At 73.9% G+C, this 22,312-nt stretch carries 17 protein-coding genes; 5 read left to right on the forward strand and 12 right to left on the reverse strand.

Features of this window, described 5'->3' with window-relative positions; all coding sequences use genetic code 11:
- Positions 1-158: 158 nt before the first annotated feature.
- Positions 159-1,766 carry an ArnT family glycosyltransferase gene (locus DZA62_RS16395; protein ID WP_198663849.1) on the reverse strand — a complete coding sequence of 536 codons (1,608 nt, stop codon included), beginning with the start codon at positions 1,764-1,766 and terminating at the stop codon, positions 159-161.
- Between the two features lie 104 nt (positions 1,767-1,870).
- On the opposite strand from DZA62_RS16395, the gene DZA62_RS16400 reads away from it, so the two are divergent.
- Complete coding sequence (locus tag DZA62_RS16400; protein ID WP_116949985.1) at positions 1,871-2,239, forward strand: J domain-containing protein; 369 nt, start codon at positions 1,871-1,873, stop codon at positions 2,237-2,239.
- A gap of 274 nt (positions 2,240-2,513) precedes the next feature.
- Here DZA62_RS16400 and DZA62_RS16405 read toward each other — a convergent pair whose 3' ends face one another.
- Both DZA62_RS16405 and DZA62_RS16410 read right to left on the reverse strand, forming a co-directional pair.
- Positions 2,514-4,268, reverse strand: a complete 1,755-nt coding sequence (locus DZA62_RS16405; protein WP_157987716.1) for an AfsR/SARP family transcriptional regulator — start codon at positions 4,266-4,268, stop codon at positions 2,514-2,516.
- 16 nt (positions 4,269-4,284) lie between these two features.
- On the reverse strand, positions 4,285-7,308 hold the full coding sequence (locus DZA62_RS16410; protein WP_198663850.1) for an AfsR/SARP family transcriptional regulator: 3,024 nt from the start codon (positions 7,306-7,308) through the stop codon (positions 4,285-4,287).
- A gap of 163 nt (positions 7,309-7,471) precedes the next feature.
- Here DZA62_RS16410 and DZA62_RS16415 point away from each other — a divergent pair, with 163 nt between their 5' ends.
- Together DZA62_RS16415 and DZA62_RS16420 are read left to right on the forward strand one after the other, a co-directional pair.
- The gene (locus tag DZA62_RS16415; protein ID WP_157987717.1) at positions 7,472-8,818 is read left to right on the forward strand and encodes an MFS transporter; all 1,347 of its coding nucleotides are present in this window, start codon (positions 7,472-7,474) and stop codon (positions 8,816-8,818) included.
- A complete protein-coding gene (locus DZA62_RS16420) occupies positions 8,815-9,606 on the forward strand; it encodes an HAD family hydrolase (protein WP_198663851.1) in 792 nt (263 codons plus the stop codon). The genes DZA62_RS16415 and DZA62_RS16420 overlap by 4 nt, the downstream gene beginning before the upstream one ends.
- On the opposite strand, the gene DZA62_RS16425 is transcribed toward DZA62_RS16420, so the two are convergent.
- From DZA62_RS16425 to DZA62_RS16475, 9 genes are all read right to left on the reverse strand, one after another.
- Positions 9,587-11,359: a CapA family protein gene (locus DZA62_RS16425; protein WP_157987718.1), complete on the reverse strand. Its 1,773-nt coding sequence runs from the start codon at positions 11,357-11,359 to the stop codon at positions 9,587-9,589. The two genes, DZA62_RS16420 and DZA62_RS16425, sit on opposite strands and share 20 nt — an antisense overlap.
- A gap of 124 nt (positions 11,360-11,483) precedes the next feature.
- Positions 11,484-13,043, reverse strand: a complete 1,560-nt coding sequence (locus DZA62_RS36400; RefSeq protein ID WP_198663852.1) for a right-handed parallel beta-helix repeat-containing protein — start codon at positions 13,041-13,043, stop codon at positions 11,484-11,486.
- 38 nt (positions 13,044-13,081) lie between these two features.
- Positions 13,082-13,897 (reverse strand): carbohydrate ABC transporter permease, encoded by an 816-nt coding sequence (locus DZA62_RS16445; RefSeq protein WP_116949993.1) that lies wholly within the window; start codon positions 13,895-13,897, stop codon positions 13,082-13,084.
- The gene (locus tag DZA62_RS16450) at positions 13,894-14,844 is read right to left on the reverse strand and encodes a carbohydrate ABC transporter permease (protein WP_116949994.1); all 951 of its coding nucleotides are present in this window, start codon (positions 14,842-14,844) and stop codon (positions 13,894-13,896) included. Before DZA62_RS16450 ends, DZA62_RS16445 begins: the two co-directional genes overlap by 4 nt.
- Entirely contained in the window at positions 14,841-15,674 is an 834-nt protein-coding gene (locus DZA62_RS16455) for an inositol monophosphatase family protein (RefSeq protein ID WP_116949995.1), read from the reverse strand. The genes DZA62_RS16450 and DZA62_RS16455 overlap by 4 nt, the downstream gene beginning before the upstream one ends.
- On the reverse strand, positions 15,671-16,339 hold the full coding sequence (locus tag DZA62_RS16460; protein ID WP_116949996.1) for a glycerophosphodiester phosphodiesterase: 669 nt from the start codon (positions 16,337-16,339) through the stop codon (positions 15,671-15,673). The genes DZA62_RS16455 and DZA62_RS16460 overlap by 4 nt, the downstream gene beginning before the upstream one ends.
- Before the next feature lie 18 nt (positions 16,340-16,357).
- A complete protein-coding gene (locus tag DZA62_RS16465; RefSeq protein ID WP_116949997.1) occupies positions 16,358-17,707 on the reverse strand; it encodes an ABC transporter substrate-binding protein in 1,350 nt (449 codons plus the stop codon).
- A 263-nt stretch (positions 17,708-17,970) separates the two neighbouring features.
- Positions 17,971-18,771: a DeoR/GlpR family DNA-binding transcription regulator gene (locus tag DZA62_RS16470; protein WP_116949998.1), complete on the reverse strand. Its 801-nt coding sequence runs from the start codon at positions 18,769-18,771 to the stop codon at positions 17,971-17,973.
- Between the two features lie 116 nt (positions 18,772-18,887).
- The gene (locus DZA62_RS16475) at positions 18,888-20,459 is read right to left on the reverse strand and encodes a TIGR03767 family metallophosphoesterase (protein ID WP_157987721.1); all 1,572 of its coding nucleotides are present in this window, start codon (positions 20,457-20,459) and stop codon (positions 18,888-18,890) included.
- 263 nt (positions 20,460-20,722) lie between these two features.
- Between DZA62_RS16475 and DZA62_RS16480 the strand changes: the two genes are divergently transcribed.
- Both DZA62_RS16480 and DZA62_RS16485 read left to right on the forward strand, forming a co-directional pair.
- Positions 20,723-21,307: a DUF47 domain-containing protein gene (locus DZA62_RS16480; RefSeq protein WP_116950000.1), complete on the forward strand. Its 585-nt coding sequence runs from the start codon at positions 20,723-20,725 to the stop codon at positions 21,305-21,307.
- 11 nt (positions 21,308-21,318) lie between these two features.
- Positions 21,319-22,266, forward strand: a complete 948-nt coding sequence (locus DZA62_RS16485; RefSeq protein ID WP_116950001.1) for an inorganic phosphate transporter — start codon at positions 21,319-21,321, stop codon at positions 22,264-22,266.
- Positions 22,267-22,312 lie beyond the last annotated feature (46 nt).

Here is a 22,312-nt window from a genome sequence, read left to right on the forward strand (position 1 = left end):
GCCGTCCTCGAACACCGGCAGGTCGCCCTGCCACACCTGGTAGGCGTAGTCGAGGTGCGGTGCCTCGTCTCCGGTCACGTACGGCGCCTGGACCAGCATGGCGACGGTCGACAGCAGCATCGCGGTGAGCACGGCGAGCGGCAGCAGCCGCACCCGGGTCACGCCACCGCCTCCGGGGTCCGCTCGGCCGACGCGGGCGCGGCCGTGGCGGGCGCGGCCGTGGCGGGCGCGGCCGTCGCGCGCACCGTCCACCGGACGAGGAACCCCGCGGCGACCAGCCCCGCCACGAGCACCACGCCGAGCAGCACCGGTGGGACGGGGTACCAGAACGCCATGGCGCCGGCCGCGCGGCCGAGCCCGCCGAGCCGCTCCTCCGGCAGCCAGTAGAGCGTCCACACGTCGTGCCAGAACGCCGCGTGCATCGCGACCGCGAGCGCGAGCAGGCCCGGGAGCAGCCACCGCTGCCACGCCACCGGCAGCGCCGTCGCCCCCGCGACCGCCACCACCATGAGCCCGGCGATGCCGGGGAAGAGATAGCGGCCCTGCTGCGCCGCCGCGGTGTCGCCGAACGCCGCGAACTGCTCCCACGAGCCCCGCGCGACGATGGCGGCGAGCGCCGGGATCGGGAACAGCAGGACGAGCGCGACCGGCCGCGGGAGACCGCGGCGCACGACCGTGGCCACGATGCCGGTCAGGAGCACCGCGAGCGCGACCCGCGCCATCCACCAGGACGGGTCGAGCGAACGGGAGGAGTCGTGGTCGTTGACGAAGAACAGCGTCACCATCCGCTCGGTGAAGCGGGACAGCCAGTCCCAGCCGCCGTCGGACCAGCCGTGGACGGCGGTGAGGTCCGGCGGGTCGGTGTGCGTGCCGTGCGGCTGGATCGTCCCGTACACCACCCTGTTCCGCAGCCACCAGAGCGCGCCCGGCACGCAGGCCACGCCCGCCACCAGCAGCCCGCGGAGCGCGCCGGCCCGCCGTCCCTCCCGCACCCCCGCGACCACGTAGGCGAGCACGATCCACGCGGGCAGCAGCAGCGCGAAACCCTTGGTGAGCAGCGCCAGGCTGGTGACGGCGCCCAGCAAGGCGCCGGTCCGCCGGCGCAGGTCGCCGGTGAGCACCCGGGCCACCAGGTACGTGGCCGCCGCGAACAGCACGATCAGCAGGTTGTCGTTGTTCACCGACGACTCGATGTGCGTCAGCTCGGGCACGACGAGCGGCGTCGCGGCCACCACGACCGGCAGCGGCGCCGGCAGCCGGAGCCGTCGCGCGGTGAGGAAGAACAGCATCGGCAGCGCCGCGGTGAGCAGCGCGTTGCCCCAGCGCAGCAGCATCCAGACGGCGTCGAGCGGCTGGTCCGCCCAGCCGGGGATCACGGCCACGACGGCCCCGCCGAGCAGGTAGTAGAGCGGCGGGTGCTGGACGAGCTGGTTGTGCGCCGGCGCGCCGAGCGAGGTGCCGCCGCCGGCGTCTGCGTACGAGGGCCGCTCACCTCGCGGCGGAACGTCGTCGCGGTCGGCGAGGTGCTGGCGGCCGGGCAGCCGGTCCACCGGGACGAAGAACCCGGCGTCGGTGCCCTCCGTGACGAACGCGGTCCCGGGGTCCGGCCACGGCCACGCCGCACCCTGGGCGACCTGCAGCACGAGGTCCACCTGCTGGCGCTCGTCGGGCGAGCGCGCGTTCGGGAAGACGGCCGTCTGCGCCAGCGCGACGACGAGGTGCACCACGGCGATCAGCCACACGACCGTGGGCACCGCACGCCTCATGGCCAGGAGGGTAGACGCGCCGGTTCCACGGCGCGCCCGCATCCGGGCGCATGGCGGGTGAACACTCGATGTCACAGTTCGCCGCCGTCAGGCGTCGTAGAGGTATGGACCCGCACCAGGTGCTCGGCGTTCGGCCGGGCGCGACCCCGCACCAGGTCACCCGGGCGTTCCGCCGCGAGGTGCTCCGGGGCGGCCACCCCGACACCGGCGGCGACGCGCGCGCCTTCCGGCGGCTGGTCGCCGCCCGCGACGCGCTGCTCACCCCGCCCAGCGGCCCGGCCACGCCAGCGCCGCCGTCCCCGCAGCCGCGGCCGCAGCCGCAGCCGCCGCGGGCTCCCCACCCGGCCGGCCCGGCACGGCCGGCGCCGTCCTCGTCCGACGCGAGCGCGCTGCCGCTGATCGTCCTGCTGTTCCTCTTCTTCGTCGCGATGCCGCACGTCCTGCTCGCGATCGTGCTGGTCCTGGTGCCCTAGATGACGTGACGTTGTGACCCGGCCCTTCGTCCTTGATCATCAACCGTTGGCGACACCATGATGTCGCCAACGGTTGATGACGATTGACAGCGCCATGATCTGCCGTGCCCGGGGGCAGGTGATCATGCTCGAACCGGGTGGGCCGGGGGCTGAGGGGCGGCGATCCCACACCGCACGCCGGACCGGCCGACGCCACCGACGCGATCAGAACCGCGGAACCACCGAAGAACCCCTTCGGACTCACTCATCCAGGGCGAGTTCGCCGGGCGCGCATTCAGCGACCGTCGCGCTCGGCGACCTCCCGCGCGTAGTCGCGGACCAGGTCGTGCATGCCGTAGCGGTCCGGCGCCCGGCTCCGCACCAGGTGGACCTCGATGAGCCGGGCGAGCAACGCCTCGGTCTCCGGCCGGGCCGTGCCGAACAGCCGCTGGGCGGTGGCGGCCGAGACATCGGGGCCGTCCGGGAGCGCGAGCAGCCGGAACGCACGGGCCGCCCGCCGGTCCAGCTCGTCGCCGTCGGCGAGAGCGCGATACGCCGGCTCGAAGCAGGCCCGGACGCTGCGCTGCGCGGTGGCGAGCTCGTCGAGTCGCCGTCGCCCGTCGGCCAGCCGCTCGACGAACGTCGTCAGCGGCCGGGAAGGGTGGGCGGCCAGCCGCTCGCCCACGATGCTCAGTGCCAGCGGCAGCCGTCCGCACAGTGTGGCCAGCCGGGCCGTGGACGCGGCGTCCGCCGCGCACCGCCCGGTCGAGTCCAGCCGGCGCAGCAGCGCGGCCGACTCGTCCGGCGACAGCGGCCCGAGATCGACGTGGACGGCGTCGTCCAGGGCGCCGAGCACGGTCCGGCTGGTGATCAGCGCGGCACAGCCCGGGTGCGCCGGCACCAGGCTCGCCACCTGGGCCGAGTCCGCGGCGTTGTCGAGCAGGACGAGCACCCGCTTGCCGGCGGTGACGGTCCGGAAGAGGGCCGCCGCCTCGTCCACGTCGGACGGCGGCCCGCCGGGCGTCGCACGGAGGTCGTGGAGGAACCGGCCGAGGACGGCAGCCGGAGCGGGTCCGGCACGCAGATCGGCGTAGAGCCGGCCGTCCGGGAACTCGGGCGCGACGGCGTGCGCGGCCCACACCGCGAGTGTGGACGCACCGACGCCGCCGAGTCCGCAGATCGCGACCGTGGGCGGGCCGTCCGCCGGGCCGTTGCTCAGCCCGTCCACGACCACCTCCCGCTCGCGGGCCCGGCCGACGAACACCGGCGCCGGCGACGGCAGCCGACCCGGCCCGCGCCCGTCCGGCCCCGGCGTCTCGGGCGGCGCGTCGCGGGTCAGAACGCGCTGGTGCAGCCGGCTCAGGGCGGGACCGGGCTCCTCTCCCAGCACGTCGGCGAACCGCTCGCGGGTGCGCGCGTACACCTCGAGCGCCTCGGCGCGCCGGTCGGCCAGCGACAGCGCCCACATCAGCCGGCCGATCAGCGGCTCGGACAGCGGGTACAGCTCGACGCCGCCGAAGAGCTCGTCCGCGACGTCGGCGGGTCCGCCGAGGGCGACCCCGGCGTCGCCGAGCGCGCACAGCGCCTCCAGATGGACCTGGTCGAGCCCGGCTCGCACCCGGTCCGCCCACTCGCTCTCGACGTCGGCCAGCGGCCGGCCGCGCCACAGCGCGAGCGCACGTCGCAGCACCCGGGCGCCGCCCCGCGGATCGGCCTCGGCGGCCGCGCGGCCCGCGGCGACGAGCTCGCGGAACACCAGAGCGTCGACGGCGTCGCTGCCGACCTCGAGCGTGTAACCGCCGGGCCGCCGCGCGATCGGCGCGGAGCAGCCGCCGGCCTGACGCAGCCGGGCGATGTAGCTGTACACCGTCTCCCTGGCCCGGGCGGGCGGGCGCTCGCCCCAGACGCGGTCGATCACGACCTCGACCGGCACCGGCGTCCGCGGCGGCAGCGCGAGTGCGGCGAGCACGAGCCGCTGCTTGGCGGTGCCGATGTCGACGTGTCTGCCGTCGGCGTGGACCTCCATCGGACCGAGCAGGCGCAGTTCCATGCCGGCCACCGTCGTCTCACGCCGTCGTGGCGTCGTCGGCGTCGATGACCCGCCGGACGTCGTCCGCCTCACGGGTACCGAGCTCGCTGAAGCGCCGATGCGCCTCGTGCAGGAACCACATCCCGCGCCGCCGGTCGCCGGAGTCGCGCAACGCCTCGCCGAGGCGCCACATCGCCCGTGCCTCGTCGACGGGCCGGGCCGCCCGGCCCAGCGCGAGCGCCCGGCTGGCGTGGTCGACGGCCTCGGGCAACCGGCCGAGTCGGCGCAGCGCTCCGGACGCCTCGGCCAGCGCGATGCACCGGGCATAGCGCTCGTTGGTCTGGTCGAGCGTCTCCAGGGCGTCCTCGAAGTGGCGCAGTGCCAGGTCGAGCGAGGCGGTGCCGACGGCCGCCAGACCGAGGTTGGCCAGCGCGATCCCGATGCCCATCGGGTCGGCGAACTCCCGGAAGATGTCGAGCGCCTCGCGATACCGCTCCGTGGCCTGCGCGGCCTCGCCACGGGCCAGATGGATGTCGCCGATGGCGTTGAGGCAGACCGCCTCGGCGTGCCGGTTCCGCTGCGCCCGATCGAGATCGAGGGCGCGCGTCGCGCTGGCCAACGCCTCGTCGTCGCGGCCGAGCGCGACCTCGACATCGGATCGGGTCTGCAGCGCAGCGGCCTCGGCGGCGACGTCGCCGAGCCGGCGGGCCAGCTCGGCCCCTTCCCGGAGCCGCTCGATGCTGGCCGGATAGCGGCCGAGCTGCGCCTCGCAACGACCGAGGCTGATCAACACGTTGAGCCGCCTGCCATCGGCGGTCCGCTCGAACAGCTCCAGGGCCTGGCCGAGATGCTCCGCGGAGACCGCGAAGCGCGACTCACCGGCGGCGGCCAGCGCTGCGCCGAAATGCAGCCGGCCGAGCGCGGCGTCGTCGGCCTGTGCAGCCGCGAGCTCCGCCGCCTCGGTGCAGAGCTCCTCGAGCCGCCCGGTGTCGGAGCGCAACTGCAGCGGCCGGACCACGCTGAGCACCAGCGGGACCGCGAGGCGGCTCCCTGTGGCGACGGCCTGCGCCGCCGCGGCCACGAGCGACTCGGTCTCGTCGTTCAGCCAGGCGAGCGCGGTGCCCCGATCGTCGAACGGCAACGCATGCTCCGCCGGCAGGTCGATGTCGGCCCACGCCTGGTTGACCGTGGCCACCGCCTGCTGGGCCGTCGCGACCAGGAACGTCCACGCCCGGTCGAGGGCCGCGCCCCGCTCGCCGCTCGGTTCGTCGCGACCGGCCACCTCGCGGGCATAGTCGCGGACGAGGTCGTGCATGCGGTAGCGCCCGGGCACCGGGCTCTGCAGCAGCTGGGCGTCGCGGAGCCGGGCCAGCACCGCCTCGGAGTCCGCGACGGCGACGTCGAGCAGGCGCGCCGCGACATCGGCCGCGATGTCGGCGCCGTCGGGCAGGGCGAGCAGGCGGAAGGCACGGGCCGCGCGGCCGTCGTCCGGGTCCTGGCTGCCGGTGAGCGCGAGATAGCTGAGGTCGAAACAGGCCCGGACGCTGCGGTCGGCGTGGCCGAGCTGATCGAGCCGGCGGGTCTGATCGGCCAGCCGTTCGACGAAGGCGCTGAGCGGCCAGCTGGGCACGGCTGCGATGCGCGCGCTGAGGATGCGCAGGGCCAGCGGGAGCCGGCCACAGAGCTCGGCCAGCTTCCGGGTCGCGACGGCCTCGCGGACGCAGCGCCCGGTGCGGTCGAGGCGGGTCAGCAACTCGCCGGCGGCCTCCGCCGGCAGCAGGTCCAGGCGCACGTGTGCGGCGTCGTCGAGAGCGGCCAGCGGGCTGCGGCTGGTGATCAGGACGGCGCTGCCGGCCCCCGCGGGGAGCAGCGGACGCACCTGCTCCGCGTCGCCGGCGTTGTCGACGACGACCAGCAGCCGGCGCCGCGCCGTGACGGACCGGTACCGGGCGGCGGCCTCGTCGGGATCGGCCGGGACCTCCGGCGCCGGCACGCCGAGCGCACGGAGGAAGCGGCCCAGCACCTCGAGCGTCCGCGGCGGTGCGGCCTGGTCCGCGCCGCTGCGGACGTCCACATAGAGCTGGCCGCCCGGGAAGCGGTCGGCCGCGGCGCGGGCCACCTGCAGCGCGAGCGTCGACTTCCCGATCCCACCGGGACCGTAGATGGCGGCCACGCCGACCGCCGCTCCCCCGCTGCCCGCGACGATCGCGTCGTGGACCATCCGCTGCTCGGCGTCCCGGCCGACGAAGGTCGATGCGCTGCGTGGCAGCTGCCGCGGGACGGCCTGCACGGCGGCGCGCAGGACGGCCGCGGCCGGCTCGTCGGCGTCGAGTGTCGGATCGTGCCGCTGGATCCGCTCGTGCAGGCGCCGCAGCCCCGGCCCGGGTTCGCCGCCGACGGCCTCGGCGAACCGTTCGCGGGTGCGTGTGTAGGCGTCGACCGCCTCGTCGCGCCGGCCCGCCCGCATCAGCGTGCGCAGCTGAACGGCGATGAGCCGCTCGGCCAGCGGATACTGCTCGACCCAGGCGCCGATGTCCTCGAGCAGCTCGACGTGACGGCCGCGAGCCAGCTCGATCAGCGCGAGCTCGGTGAGCGCCTCCGAACGCTGCTGCGACAGCCGCCGCCGCGTCCGCCGCGCCCAGTCGCCCGTCAGGCCGGCCAGCACGGGGTCCCGCCAGAGCCGCTCGGACCGGCGGAACAGGTCGGCGGCGGCCTCGGGCTCGGCGTCGGCGAGCTCCCGCGCCCGCTCCAGCAGCTTCCGCCAGCGGATGACGTCGACGGCCTCCGGGTCGATACGCAGCGTGTAGCCGCCGTGCTCGTGCACGATGGCGGCGGGCGCGACGATGCGACGCAGCCGGGCCACGTAGCTGTACAGCGCGGCACGAGCGCCGGCCGGCGGGTCGTCGCTCCACACGCGGTCGACGAGGAGGTCGAACGGCAGCGGCCGGCCCGGCGCGACGGCGAGTGCGGCGAGGACCAGGCGCTGCTTGGCCGTGCCCACCTCGACGACGGCGGCGTCGCCGTCGAGGACGTCCACGGGCCCGAGCAGCCGGATCTGCACCGCGTCCTCCCCGCAGGTCGGCTCGTGAGCTGAACATCCCACCACACTCGCTGTCGAGTCGCGAGGTCATTTTTGCGCGGCAAGGTTCGTGCAAGGTCCTCCCCGCACGATGACCGCGTCGCCAGGTGACGGGGCCGGCGGCGCCACGGGGGAAGGAGCGGACGTGCATCGAACCGCCGACGCGGGGACTCTGACACGGGCCCGATCGGCCATCGTGTGCCTGGCGATGCTGCTGGAGGGGATGAGCTCGTCGAGCATCAACGTGCAGGTCGGGCCGATCGAGTCCGACCTCGCGCTGACGGGGACCCAGCTGCAGCTGGTGGCCAGCGCGTTCCTGCTCGCCTACGCCGGGCTGCTGCCCGTGGCCGGTCAGCTCGCCGACAACCGCGACCGGCGCGCGGTGTTCGTCACCGGGATCGCGTTGTTCGGCGCCGGTTGCCTGGCCTGTGCGGCCGCCGACGGCATCGTGCTGCTCCTCGCCGGGCGCCTCCTGCAGGGCGCCGGTGCCGCTCTCAGCGCACCGGCCGCGCTCGTGCTGATCACGGCGGGTCTGGACGACACACGTCGTGGCCGCGCCATCGCGGTCTACGCCGCCATGGGCGCCGCGGGCTTCTCGCTGGGCCTGGTCGTCCCGGGTGCGGTCGTGGAGTGGCTGGGCTGGCGCGCGGGCTTCCTCCTGTTCGTCCCGGTGGTCGTGGTGGTTCTGGCCGCGACCTGGACGATCCGGCCCACGCGCGGTGATCGCGCGCCGGTGGACCTGGTCGGCGCCGTGCTGTTCGCCGGCCTGCTCGTGACGGCGATGAGCGCGCTCGGCGGCGTCAAGGTCATGAGCGGGGCCGCGCTCGCCGCCCACGGCGCCGCCGCGGTGGCGCTCCTGCTGCTGCTCGCCCGGCGCCGCGGCATTCGCGGGTTCCCCGTCGCGCTGCTCCGGTTGCCCGTGGTCGCCGCCTCGTGCCTGGGGATCGCGGCCGTGTTCGCCGGCGTCCTCGGCTCGATGTACGTCCTCAGCCTCTGGCTGGCGACGCAGGCCGGCGCCTTCGCCGTCGGCCTGCTGATCCTGCCGCAGCCGCTGACCTTCACCCTGCTGAGCGGCCTGGGCGCCCTGCTGTGCCGCCGGATCGGCGCGGGCCGCACGTTCGCCCTCGGCGGTGTCTCGCTGATCGCCGGGCTCGTCTGGCTCGGCGCCACCGCGACCCGGCTGCCGCTGGCCGGGTGCGTCGTGCCGGCGATGGTCGCGGTCGGCGTCGCACTGGCGCTGTGTTACCCGTCGGCCTCCATCGCCGCGGTGGGCGCCGTCACGGAACGGTCACGCGCCACGGTCACCGGGGTCTTCGCCGCGGCCCAGAACGTCGGCGGCGCCACCGGGCTCGCCGTGGTGACACTGCTGACCACCCTGCCACGGCTGGGGTCGGCCGCCGGCCCGCTGCCCGGCATGACGGTGTCGGCCGCCGCGGTGCTGGCCGGCCTGCTCGCCGCCGCGGCCGTCCACCGCCGGCGGCCGGCGCCGTGACGCACGTCGTCGTGAGCGACCTCGACGGCACGGTCGCCTTCGCCGGCCGGCCCCCGTCGGCGATCGTCATGCACGCCTTCGACCGGATCGTCTCGGCCGCCGGCACCCGGCTGGTGATCGCCACGTCGAGGGCGCCCCGGTCGGTCGCGGCCTGGTTCGGCCCGCTCGTCGGCCGTGTCGACCTGATCTGCTGCAACGGCGCCCTGGTCCGCGGCCGGGACGGCACCGAGCGGCGCACCCCGCTCGGCGGCGACCTGGTCGCGGCCATGGTCGCCGATCTCGTCGCCGCCGATGCGGACTTCTGCCTGGACTACGGCGACCGGTTCGTCGCGAGCCGGCCACGCGCCCTTCCGTGGATGGGACGGTACCGCCGCCACGTGCTCGGCCCGGCCGAGCGGCCGTCCGTGCACGGCGTCCTCAAGCTCAGCGTCGCCCACGCCGACCCGTGGGCCTGGCGGCTGCACACCGCGGCGCCCGGCCGGAGCACCGTCTACGTCCACACGACAGGCGACGCCGACCTCGTCGCGCCCGGCGTCGGCAAGGCCGGCGCCCTGCGCGACCTGCTCGGCGACGATGCGCGCGCGGCCTTCGTCACCGCGTTCGGCAACGACGCGAACGACCTCGAGCTACTGCGCGCCGCGGATCGCGGGTTCGTCGTCGGCGCCGGCCTGCCCGTCGCCGACCGGCTCGCTCACCTGCGGCGGCTGCCCGCCGACGACGGCCAGGTCGCGGCCGCACTGCTCGCGAGCGTCGCCGTGCCTTCCGGGCTCACCCGCCCGGCGCGCTGAAGTGCTGGTAGTCGGGGTCGGAGAACTGGCCACCCCAGGTCCAGCCGATGCGCTCGAACTCGCGGCGCACGACGTCGCCGTCGCGGATGACGCCGGGGAGCGCCGCGGCGTCCGGTCCGCGGTCGACGTCCAGGAACGGAAGCGCGGCGGCCGGGCGCACGTCGCCGCCGACGACGTACGGGTTCTGGACCGGGTTGATGTCGATGGCCCGCCCGTAGGCGTGGTTGGACCAGGTGGTCTGACCGGCCACGCGGCGGCAGTTGTAGCCGGACGTGTTGTTGGCGGCCATCGAGCGGTCGTCGTCGCCGCCGTACTCGTCGACCAGCAACATCCGCTCGATCGGGAACCGGGCGGCGTAGAGCGCGGCGAACACGTCGACGACGTCGGCCGCGACGTCGGCGTGCACGACCAGTTCGCCGCGGCGGGCCCGGCCGTCGAACCCGACATGGGTGACGACGAGCAGCCGCAGGTCGGTGAGCGGCACCGGGCAGGTCGCGGGGTCGTGACTGCGCATGGCGAGGCTGACCGAGGGACCGATCGGCTGGATCGACGACGCGAAGTCGGGCAGGCCCGGCCCGCCGGCGGGATCGGCCGCCGCGGCCGCGGCACCGTCGGCCGCGCCGGCACCGGGACCGGGGTCGAGGTCGGTGCAGCCGCGCAGCTCGTGCCAGTCCCTGACCGCGGCGGTGCGGGCGCTGCCGGTGAGCGCGGCCGGCGCGCCGCCCTCGGGAGCGATGTGTCCCGGCACCCACTCGTCGCCGACGACCTCGCCGCCGCGGACCGAGAGCAGCAGTACGCCGGTGTCGGGCTCGCGGCCGTGGTACCAGTAGAAGTTCCCGAGGCCGTAGCTGACATACGTGCGGTCGCGCAGGCCGGCGCCGCCCGGCGTGTGCGCGTGCGTCCCGACCACGATGTCCGCGCCGGCCGCGGCGAGCGTCGCGGCCAGGTTCTGCTGCGTCTCGACCGGGCAGGCGTTGCCCTCCTCGCCCCAGTGCAGGTAGACGACGACCAGGTCGTCGGTGCGGGCCGACTCGCTGACGGCGGCCGCGAGCGTCGCGGCACCCGGGCCGCGGGCGGAGGCGAGGCCGAGCCCCGTCCCGGGAGCCGCCGCCCAGGTGGGGTCGGCGCTCTCGCCGCGCGAGGCGTCGGCGGCGTGGATGGCGACGTCGGTGCCCTTGACCTTCACCCGGTGCGGCGCGAACGCCTGCCGATCGGTCCGCCCTGCGCCGACGACGGCGACGCCACCCGTCTCGCCGGCCAGCACGGCGTCGCTCAGGCCGACGGCGCCGAAGTCGGCCCCGTGGTTGTTGGCGACCGACACGACGTCGATGCCGGACCGGCCGAGCAGGTCGAGCGCGGCCGGTCCGGTGCGGAACCAGTACCGATTCGCCGGCACCTCGAGCTCTTTGGCGGCCGGCTCGCCCCGCGTCGTCAGCGCCGACTCGAGGTTCACCATCGCGAGATCGGCGGCGCGCAGCACGTCGGACATCGGGCCGAGCGTGGACTCGGCATTCGCGGGCAGGTCGCGGTACGCGCCTTCGAAGTGGACGTCGCCGGCGAACGCCAGCCGCAGCGTGTCGGGGTCGGGCTCCGGCGCCGAGGTGACGCTGGGCGCCGGCTCGGCGGACGCGACGTCGGGCAGGCCGGTCGTCGGGACCGGCTCGACGTGAGCCTGCTCGGGCGGCGGGGCTCCGGCGATGGCCGCGGCCGCGACGACGCCCGCCACGAGAACGAGGCGGGGACGTCTCGGCATGATCACGATCCTAAAGGGGACATCTCAGAGAACTCTGAGATCTGCCCCGATCCTCGAGCCCGGCCGGGTGCGGGCCGCCGTGAGCGGCCGCCCGCACCCGGCCCGGCTGCGGCGGATCCGCCGGTCAGACGGGTCCGGCGGGGTCGGTCAGCGACCCCGTGCCCTGGTCGTCGACCGGGCCCGTCGTGTAGCCGCCGCGCAGGTCGTTGCCCGTGTGCCAGGTACCGGTCGCGCCGGACCCGATCGCGATGCCGTGTGGCGCGTCGCCGCGCACCACGTTGCCCCGGATGACCACCTCGGCGACGGTTCCGGTGACGCTCACGCCGGCCACCGTGGCGTCGTCGGCCCGGTTCTGCGCGACCAACGCGGCGTTGCTGCCGGCCGCGACGACGACGGACTCCGCGCCGGTGCGGGCCACCGCGTTCGACGTGACCACCGCCCGGGGCGCGTCGTGCAGCCGGATGCCGGCGCCCTCGCAGTCCTCGACCACGTTCCCGCTGACGACGCAGCCGTCGGTGCGGTAGACCGAGATCCCCTCCATCGCGACGTCCGCGACCACGTTGTCCGCGACGGTCAGCCGGTGCGTCCGCGCGTTGTTCAGCCGGCCCACGCAGATCGCGGCGTCCGGCGGCCGGCCGGCCGCCTCCTGCACCCCGGCCAGGCCGCGCAGGGTGTTGCCGGCGATCACGACGTTGCCGCCGGTCTGCACCCCTGCCGGGCCGACCTGGATGCCGCCACCGCCGCCGACGATCTGGTTGCCCTGCACGACGCCGTCGAGCCAGTCGTAGAGCCGGACCGCCCACTCGCTGCATTGGTCGGCGTAGTTGCTGACGACCCGCAGCCCGGTGTGTTGGTGACCGTCCGGGCCGCCGTGCGAGCCGACCAGGCGGGGAAAGGACGGGAAGTTGGCCGACGGCCCCGCGTAGCAGCCGCTGACCTCGATGTCCTTGCAGCCGTAGAAGTCCGGTGCGCCGAAGAGGGTGAAGTGCCCGGGCCCGCCGGCGTAGTCCATGTGCACCGCCTCGGAGTACTGGCGGTTGCCCTGCGGGTCGGAGAACCCCTCGAACCGGCAGTTCACGACGCGGACGGTCTCGACGGCGTTGAGCTCCATGGCGTGCCAGCCCTGCACGTCCACGACCCGGGCGTCGTACACCTTGATGTCGCGTCCGTGGCTGAAGGAGAAGGCGTTGGCGTTGAGTGCCACGTTCGAGGCGTTGACGTCCCAGACGCCGCCCTGGATGACGATGTTCGACTCGCCGTCGAAGCCGGTGGCCGTCATGTCGCCGAGCACGCCGTTGCCGACGATGCTCGGCCCGTCCAGGCGGCGGATCACGCTGGTCGCGGTGGCCAGCACGGTGGTGCCGCCGAAGACCGTCAGCATGGTCGACACCGGATACGTGCCCGGCGGGAGGTAGACGGTCCGGCCCCGGCCGGCGTCGAGCGCGTCCTGGATGGCCGCGGTGTCGTCGGTGAGGCCGTCGCCCACGGCGCCGTGGTCGCGGACGTCGACCACGAGGTCGCCGCGTTGCACGGGGTCGGACAAGCCGGGCGGCGGGGCCGGCGGGGCCGCCGCGGTCCGGCCCCAGGCCGGCGCCGCGGTGGCGATGCCGGCTGCCGAGACCGCGCCCGCGGCGGCGACGCGCAAGAGGTTCCTGCGAGCAGGGGTGTGCGGTGGTGTCGTCACGGTGTCGTTCTCCTCGCAGTAGGAAACGATGACGCGTGCTACTTGCCGGAACCCGTGGTGAGACCACGGATGATGTTGCGCTGGAAGAAATAGATGAGGATCAGCATCGGGATGATCGCGAGCGTGACGCCGGCCAGGATGAGCCCCGGCTCGCGCGCCTCCAGCGACTGCAGCTGGCTCAGGCCGATCTGCAACGTCTGCATCTCCGGCGTGCGCGTCACCAGCAGCGGCCAGAAGTACTTGTTGTAGGTGGCGATGAACGCGTAGATCGCCAGCGCGGCCAGGGCCGGCCGCGACAGCGGCGTCAGGATGGAGAACATGAACCGCAGATGCGTGCAGCCGTCCATCCGGGCCGCCTCGTAGATCTCGCGCGGGAACGCGGCGAAGAACTGCCGCAGCAGGAACGTCCCGAACCCCATCGCGATGAACGGCAGGGTGAGCGCCGGGAACGTGTCCAGCAGGCCCAGGTTGGAGATCGTCAGGTAGTTGGGGATGATCAACGACTCCCCCGGCACCATGATCGTCAGCAGGAACAACGCGAACAGCGTCCGTTTGAACGGGAACCGCAGGAAGACGAACGCGTACGCCGACAGCAGCGACGTCAGCAGGACCCCGGCGACCACCACCAGGGCCACGCCGATGCTGTTGGCGTACTGCCGCACCAGCGGAATCGCGTCGAGCACGTCGACGTAGTTCTGCATCGTGACGCCGCTGGGGAACAGCGCCGGCGGGAACGTCGTCAGCTCCCGGTCGGTCATCAGCGACCCGGCCACCGCGTAGTACAGCGGGAAGACGATGATCGCCGTCAGGACCGTCAGGCCGAGGTAGGCCGGGACACGCCGCAGTCCGCTCATCCGTAGAACACCTTGCGCTGAAGGACCCGGAACTGCGCCCAGGTCGCGGCGGTGACCACCAGCAGGAGGACCACGGCCTGCACCGACGCCAGCCCGTAGTTGCTGCCGCCGTAGGCGAACGCGCTCTGGTAGATGCCGTACACCAGCGTCGTCGTCGAGCCGTTCGGGCCGCCGCCGGTGAGGATGTGGATCTCACCGAAGGTCTGCAGCGAGTTGATGGTCATGATCACGGTCAGGAAGAACATGGTCGGCGTCAGCAGCGGGAGGACGATCTTCCGCACGACGGTCCAGCGGCCGGCGCCGTCGATGCGGGCGGCCTCGTAGAGCTCGTCGGGGATGCCCTGCAGACCGGCCGAGGCCACCAGGAGGGTGTAACCGATGTTGCTCCACACGCAGACCATGGCGAGGCTCGGCAGCGCGTACGTCGGATCGGTCAGCCAGTTGACGCTGTCGAGGCCGACCATCCGCAGGATGCCGTTGAACACGCCGACGGCCGGGTTGAAGAAGACCGCGAACACCACGGCGGTGGCCGCGGCCGAGAACCCGAACGGCGTCGACATCAGCGTGCGGAAGACGTTGATGCCGCGGATGCGGGCCTGCAGCGTCAGCGCCAGGAAGACCCCGATGACGACGCTCGGCAGCGCGGTCAGCACCACGAAGATCGCCGTGGTCAGCGTGATGCGCCGCAGCTCGGGGTCGGAGAAGAACTCGACGTACTGGTCGAGCCCGACGAACCGCGTCGGCAGGCCGAGCAGGTCGTTGGCGTGCACGCTCAGCCAGAATGTCCGGACCAGCGGATAGAAGGCGAACACCGCGAAGATCGCCATCGACGGCAGCAGCAGCAGCGCCGCCGTCAGCACCTCGCGCCGGTCGTAGCGACGCCGCTCCGGCGCGGCCGCGGGCCCGCCGCCGGTCGCGCGGCGGGCCGGCCTCACGGCGACGCTCATGGCGTCGGCTCCGCGTCCCGCGCCCTGGCCTCCTGCCAGGCCCGCCGGATCGCCTCGGCCACGTCCGGCCGGGCCACCCCGAGACCGTGCATCGGGACGTCGTCCGTCACGCCGTCGGCGTCGAAGACCACGCAGCCGGCCTCGACGGCGATGAGCGCGCCGGCCAGCACGTCCCACGGGTTGTAGTGGCCGCCGAGGACCGCGCCCGCGGCCCGGCCCGCACCCACCGACGCCAGGCTCAGCGCGCACGAGCCGAGGATGCGGGTGGCGGTGAACTGGTCCTGCAGGTCGGTGATCAGGCCGTACATGCCGGGCCACGGGCGCAGCCCGGACCACTCGGTGAGCAGCAGGCCGCCGCGCAGGCCGACCTGCTCGCCGCGCGAGGGCAGCGCGACGCCGTCGACGCGCGCTCCCTCGCCGCGGACCGCGCTGAACACCTCGTCGCGGTACACGTCGTGGACGACGCCCACGGCCGGGCCGGCGGCGTCGACCGCGGCGATGCTGACCGAGACACCCGGCAGACCGTGCACGAAGTTGGTCGTGCCGTCGATCGGATCGATGTACCAGGTCAGCTGGCCGTCCCCGGCCGGCGCGGCGCCCGCCGAGGCGCCGGCCTCCTCACCGATCACGACGTCGCCGGGGAACGCGGCGAGCAGCGCCGAGCGGATGTGGTCCTCGACGTCACGGTCGACCGACGTCACCCAGTCGCCGGGGCCGGCCTTCTCCTCCGGGTCGCCGGCACCGGGGCGGCGGGACGTGATGTGCCGCTGCGCCCAGCGAGCCGCCTCCTCGGCCACGCCGAGCGCCGCGCCGAGGTCGCGCCCCGTCATCGGCCCGCCGCCGTCGCCGCGGCCGCGCCGATCAGCGGCAGGTCGTTGGTGATGATGCCGGTGATGCCCAGCTCGAGCGCCCGCCCCAAGGCGTCGACGTCGTCGATCGTGTACGTCCACCAGGTGGTCAGCCCGGCCGCGCGGTACGTGTCGAGACTGGATGCGGCCAGGTCGGCCCAGCGGACGTTCATGATCTCCGGCCGCAGCCGGGCCAGCAGGTCCGGCGGCGGCGTGCTGTCGCCCGGCCACGACAGCGCGAGGCGGGCGTCGGGGAGCTCCGCCCGCACCTCCCGCAGCACGTCGGCCTGTCCGATGAACACGCACCGCGGCAGCGCACCGGCCGCCCGCAGCGCCGGCACCGCGCGGGCGACCGTCCCGGCGCCCTTGCAGTCGACGATCAGGGTGAGGGTGATCTCCTCGGCGACCTCCGACAACGTCGGGAGCACGTCGGCGACGTCGGCATGGTCGGTCTCCGCGAGCACGTCCGGCCGGCCCCAGATGCGGGTGAGGTCGGTGTCGTGCAGCAGGACCGGGACGCCGTCGCGGGTGGTCCGCACGTCGAACTCCACGGCGTCGGCGCCGAGCGCCTGTGCGTGCCGCAGGGAGGCGAGCGTGTTCTCGGGGTGTTCTCTGGGCGTGCCGCGATGGGCGATCAGGGTGAGCAAAGTGCTGCCTCGCTTTCGTCAGTTCGCACCGACGGAGTCGTTGTACTGCTCGATGACCGAGGTCAGAGAGGCCGCGCCGTCGACGAGCGCCTGACGGGGCTCCTTCACGCCGAGCAGCGCCGCCTCGATGGCGTCGTTCATCTTGTCCCGCGCCTGCGGCATGACCCCCATGAGGCAGCCGGTGGTGTTCAGGCCCTCCGGGGTGTTCGAGAGCTGCTCGCCGGCCAGCGTCAGGCCGGGGTACTGGTCGAGGACCTCGCTGTACTCGGGCAGCTCCACGGCCTTGGTGTTGACCGGGACGTAGCCCGTGCGGGTGGACCACATGGCCTGGCTCTCCGGCGACATCATGAACGCCATGAAGTCGAAGACGGCCTCCTTCGCGGCGTCCGGCTGGCCGGCGAGCGCCCACAGCGAGCCGCCGCCCAGGATGGGACCGCCGACGTCGCCGGCCCGCGGCATCGGGTAGGGCGCGACGCCGACCTCGAAGTCCGACCCGTCGACGATGTCGCGCAGGTTGGCCGAGGTGAACGTCATCATGGCCGCGTTGCCCGACTGGAAGGCCGCCGACGCGTTGTTGGCGTCGCGACCGACGTTGATGGCGAGACCGGAGTCGACCATGCCGGTCCACCAGGTCAGGATCGACTCGGTGACGTCGCTGTCCCACTCGACCGTCGTCGCCAGACCCTCCCGCCCGTTCCCGGCGTCGCAGTACGGCGTGTCCGCGACGGCCAGGTACTGCTCGACGAGGTAGCCGTCGATCGAGGAGACGAAGCCGTACTCGGTGCTGCCGCCCTGCAGCTGCTCGGCCGCGGCCCGGATGTCGTCGAGGGTGCGCGGCGGCGCCTCGGGGTCCAGGCCGGCGGCGGCGAACGCGTCCTTGTTGTAGTAGAGCGTCGGCGCCGACACGTTGAACGGCATGGACTGCACCACGCCGTCGACGGTGTAGTAGCCGACCACGCGCTCGTTGAGGTCGTCGAAGGAGTAGCCGGCCGTCTCGGCCAGCTCCTGCACCGGCGTGGCCAGCCCGGAGTCGTACATGAACCGGGTGCTCAGCTCGTTGACCTGGACCATGCTCGGCAGGTCGCCGGACTGCGCCGACGCCCGCAGCTTCGTCAGGGTGTCGTTGTAGTTGCCCTGGTAGATGGCCTCGACCGTCACCCCGGCGTCGTTCTCCTCGTTGTACCGGTCGACCAGTTCGGTGATCGCCTCGCCGTTGCGGCCGGCCATCGCGTACCAGAACGTGATCGTTCCGTCGAAGTCGTCGCCGCTCCCGCCGGCCGCTCCACCGTCGTCACCGCCGCTGCAGGCGGTGGTGAGTGCCAGCGCGGTCAGGACGGCGCCGGCGGCGGTGAACACTCTGCGCTGCATGTGATCCTCCGCTACTTCCTGTTAGGACATGCCCGATTTGGTGTGAGGACCGTAACAGAATTAACGCGAACTTCGATAGACTTAACGCCAACGAAATCATGAACACGGCCTGACGCCGCCGCGACGCGGTGGCGAACGGCGCCCGCCGGGCCCGTTCGGAGGGTGCTCAGCTGCGCGGATACCGGCGGTGGCCGGGCCGGGGCGCGGTGGGAGCACTCATGGCAGGCCGATCTCCGTCGGCCTGCCAGCCATCGACGCGCCGGTCAGGCCAGCGTCACGTCGACGTGCTCGCGTATGCGGTCCACGTCGGCCGACTCGCCGTCGCCGTCGATGATGAGACGGTCGAACTCGGCGGTCGCGGCCAGGCGGTGCAGCGCCGTGCGGCCCAGCTTCGTCCGGTCCATCAGCAGCACCCTGCTCTGGCCGGACGCCATCATCGCCCGCTTGACCATGACGATGTCGGGCTCCTGGTGGTACGTGGTGTCGGCCGTCATCGCCGACGTGCTGAGGAAGGCGACGTCGACGCTGAGGGCCTGGATCGTCTCGATGGCGGCCATGCCCAGGAACGCGTCGTGGGTGGCGTTGTAGTCGCCGCCGACCCCGATCAGGTGAACGTCGCGGACCGGCCGCAGCGTCTGCATGATCGGCAGGTAGTTCGTGACCACGGTCAGCGGGCCGAGGTCGCCCAGCCGCCGGGCGAGGAAGAGGTTGGTCGTCGAGGTGTCCAGCATGATCGACATGCCCGGCTCGATCAGGCTCAGCGCCGACGCGGCCAGAGCCTCCTTCTCCCGCCCCTGGACCCGGATCCGGTAGGCCGAGCTGCTCTCGAACGCCGTGGACGGCTGCGCCGACACCCCGCCGTGGAACTTGCGCACCAACGACCTGCGGGCGAGTTCGTCGAGGTCACGGTGGACGGTCATCAGACTCGCGCCCGTGAGCGTGCTCAGCTCGCCGGCCGTCGCGACCCCGTTGGCCACGACGTGGTCGATGATCAGCTGCTGCCGGGCCTCTCGCGCCTGCGACCGCTTGGGCGACGCACTGCGCGGCGCCTCGGGAGGTGTCATCCGGGCTCGTCTCCTCGCGCATAGCCGGCCCAGCGGCATGTCGGCACCGCACCCAGCCGGTACCGGAGAATAACACCGGACGCGCGATTTTTATCAGAAGCCATCACAGCACCGGCTCAGCGGACCGGCCGCACGGGCGGGACCAGCAGATGGACGTTGCGGTCCGGCGGCGTTCCGGTCAGGCCCTGCCGCGCGCCCCCGCGCCAGACGTCGTTCGCGGCCAGCCGGCGGTGCAGCGACGCCAGCTCGCCCGGCGACCGCGGGTCGGGCCCCGGGTCCAGCGGCGCGTCGTGGTCGACGATCGTGGAGGTCATCCGCAGCACCCCGTCCGGCTGCCGGACCAGCTCGATCACCCGCGCCTGCGTCGGCCAGTCGATCATCGACGCCGTCGTCACCTCGTACAGCCCGCCGCCCCGTGGCCGGTGGTGCGCCACCACCCGGTTCGCGTGATGGTGCCCGTTCAGCCACAGCACCACGTTGGGACACGAGAGCGCGACCTCGAGCAGCTCTGCGGCGAAGGCCACCGCGGCGTGGTCGTCCGGGCACACCCCGTAGGCGTTGCCGAGCGACGGCGTGGCGTGGTGCGACGCGATGACCACGAGGGGGTCGTCGGGGCCGTCCAGCCCACGCAGCTCGTCGGCCAGCCACTCCAGCTGCGCGCGGTCGACGTTGCCGTCCCACATGCCCTGCCGGTGGTTGGTGTCGAGCACCAGGACCCGCACGCCGGGGACGGGGTCGTAGCGGTAGTACGCGGTGCCGGCCCGGAGGTTGTCCGCGGTGTAGCCGCGTCCGGCCGGCCCCGGCGCGCCCCCGCGGCCGAGATGCGCTCGGACGATGTCGCGGGTACGCAGCAGCCGGCGCTCGGGGTCGGCCGGCACGTCCACACCGGGACCGGAGAACAAGCGCACGGGGTCGCGCAGATAGAGCTCGAGCTCCCGCTCGTCGCCGAGGCCGGCCGGCAGGCCCACCGCCTTGCGGCCGCCGACGGCGATCGCGTCGAGCTCGTCACTGACCGCCGTCGTGCCGCCGACCAGCACGTCGTGGTTGCCCAGGCAGCCGATCCAGGGCGTACCGGCACCGGCCGCCCGGAACGGCGCCGCGGCCGCCGCCGTCAGCCCGGGGATCCGCGGATACCCCCACCGGCGCTGGTAGCGGTCGCCGGGGACGTCCGGCACCCAGTACCACGGATCACCCCACTCCGCGCTCTGCGGACCGCGGTAGACGCCGCCGGCGGAGACCGGCGCGACCTCGCCGCCGTCCATCAGCGCCAGGTAGGTCGCCAGCTCGTTCGCCTGGGCGTTGTCGGTGCTGTCGCCGGTGACGACGCACAGGTCGAGGTCGAGCCCGCGAAGCGTCCGCAGCATGGCGTCGACCGCGTGGGCGGTCATCAGCTCGTGCGGCCGGAACGTGTAGGTGACCGCGCCGCCCCAGCCCGGGCTGCGCTCGCCCACCTGCATGGCGAAGTCCAGGCGCAGCGGCGACTGCGTGTCGGCGAGGTGCATGTCGGTGAGGTGCGCAAGCCGCAGGATCGGCCGGCCCGGCCCGACGTCGCCCGGGTGCATCGCGCACAGGTCAGCGCGGATCGCATGCGCCTCACCGGGCGCCGCCGCCAGCGCGCGGTACGCCGTCTCCGTGCCGGACGCGACGGCGTCACCGGCGAGCAGGACCCGATCCCTGGTGGTTCGCACGCCGCATCCACTCCTCACTCCGTCGACCACTTGATGTTAAAAACACATCACAGTCATGATAGATTAACCAAAGTTCGTGATACATCCGGTAGCAACGTGCGGGGTACCAGTGACAGGGTGGTGGACTTGACGACGGATCGCGGGCATCGCCCCAGGCCGGTCGGCGCCAGCCCGCTCGTCCCCGCCGGAAGCCGGGGCCGGCGATGAAGGCCGCCCGGTTACGTCCCCGCTGGCCACGCCGGTTCCGCGGCAGCGGGCACCACATGTCCGAGGCGCTGACCGGGCAGGTGCACGCCGCACGCGACGGTGCCGAGCTGGCCCAGGCCATGGTCAACAAGAAGGTGTCGCCGGCACAGGCCCGCGAGCGCATCGCCGACATCGAGCACCGCGGCGACGCGATGCGCGCGGCCCTGGTCGACCGGCTGTCCCGCACCCTGGTCGCGCCGCTGGACCGCGAGGACCTGTTCCGGCTGTCCCGCTCCATCGACGACGTCCTCGACACGATCCGCGAGTTCGTCCGCGAGGCCGACCTCTACCAGATCCAGCGGCGCAAGACCTACCGCCCGTTCCTCGACCACGTGGTCACCGCCGTGGAGTCCCTCGACGAGGCGGTCGGCACCCTGTGGAGCGCACCGCAGGAGGTGCCGCTCAAGGCGCTCGACGCGAAGAAGGCCGCACGCAGCATCAGCCGCGAGTACCAGCAGGAGTTCGCCCGCATCGTCGACGGTGACATGTCGCCCGAGGCGCTCAAGCACCGCGAGCTGATCAAGCGGCTCGACGGCGTGGGCGCCCGCATCTGCGACGCCGCCGACGTGCTGACCGACGGTGCCCTCAAGCGCGGCTACTGACGGGCCACCGCGTGCCCGAACTGATGATCGCGGTGGGGGTGGTCTTCGCCCTGATCACCGGCATGAACGACGGCGGCGCTCTGATCGCGCCCGGGTTGCGCATCCCCGGCATGTCCGTCGCGGCCGGCCTGGCCCTGCTCGTCGCGGCGCTCGTCGCCGTCCCGTTGCTGGTCACGACGGCGGTCGCGGAGACGCTCACCGGCTCGATCGTGCCGACCGACTCGGCGACGCTGGCCATCGGGTTCGTCGTGGCGATCGTGGTCGCCGCGGGACTGGCCCGGCGCGGGCTCCCGACCAGCCTCACGCTGGCCGTCATCGGCGGCGTCGCCGGTGCCGGCCTGGGTGCCGGTCTGGCCGTCGAGTGGGCCGCGGTGGTGCGGGTGCTCGCCATCGGCCTGGCCGCCCCGGCCGTCGGCATGCTGCTCGCACTCGCCGGCGCGGCCGTCTGGCGAACCGCCCGCACCGCCCGCTACCTGGCCACCGTCCGGCGCACCCATGTGGCGGCGTACCTCGCGCAGTGCGTCGCCTACGGCGCCAACGACGGGCAGAAGACGCTGGTCCTCTTCATCGCCGCGGGCACGGCCGGCGGCGGCCCGGCGACGCCGCGCTGGTGGGCCTACCCGGTCATCGGCGCCGTCTTCGCCACCGGCGCCGTGATCGGGCTGCCACGGGTCGCCCGGACCGTCGGCACCGGGATCGTCAACACCCGCGCGCCGCACGCCGTCACCGCCGAGTTCGCCTCGGCGGCCGCCGTTCTCGGCAGCGCCGCCGCGGGCGCACCCGTCAGCATGACCCAGGCGCTGACCGGCGGGCTGCTCGGCGCGGGCGTCCACGACAGCTACCGCAGGGTGCGCTGGCGCGTCGTCGCCAACCTGGCGCTCGCCTGGGCCGTCACGCTGCCGGCCGCCTTCGCCCTTGCCGGTGCCGCGGCCCTCGTCGTCGATGTCTGGACGGCCTGACCAGCGCCCGCGTGCTCCCGGCCGGTGACCGGAGCACGCGGGCTGC

The sequence above is a fragment of the Jiangella endophytica genome (assembly GCF_003427025.1).
Lineage (GTDB): Bacteria > Actinomycetota > Actinomycetes > Jiangellales > Jiangellaceae > Jiangella > Jiangella endophytica.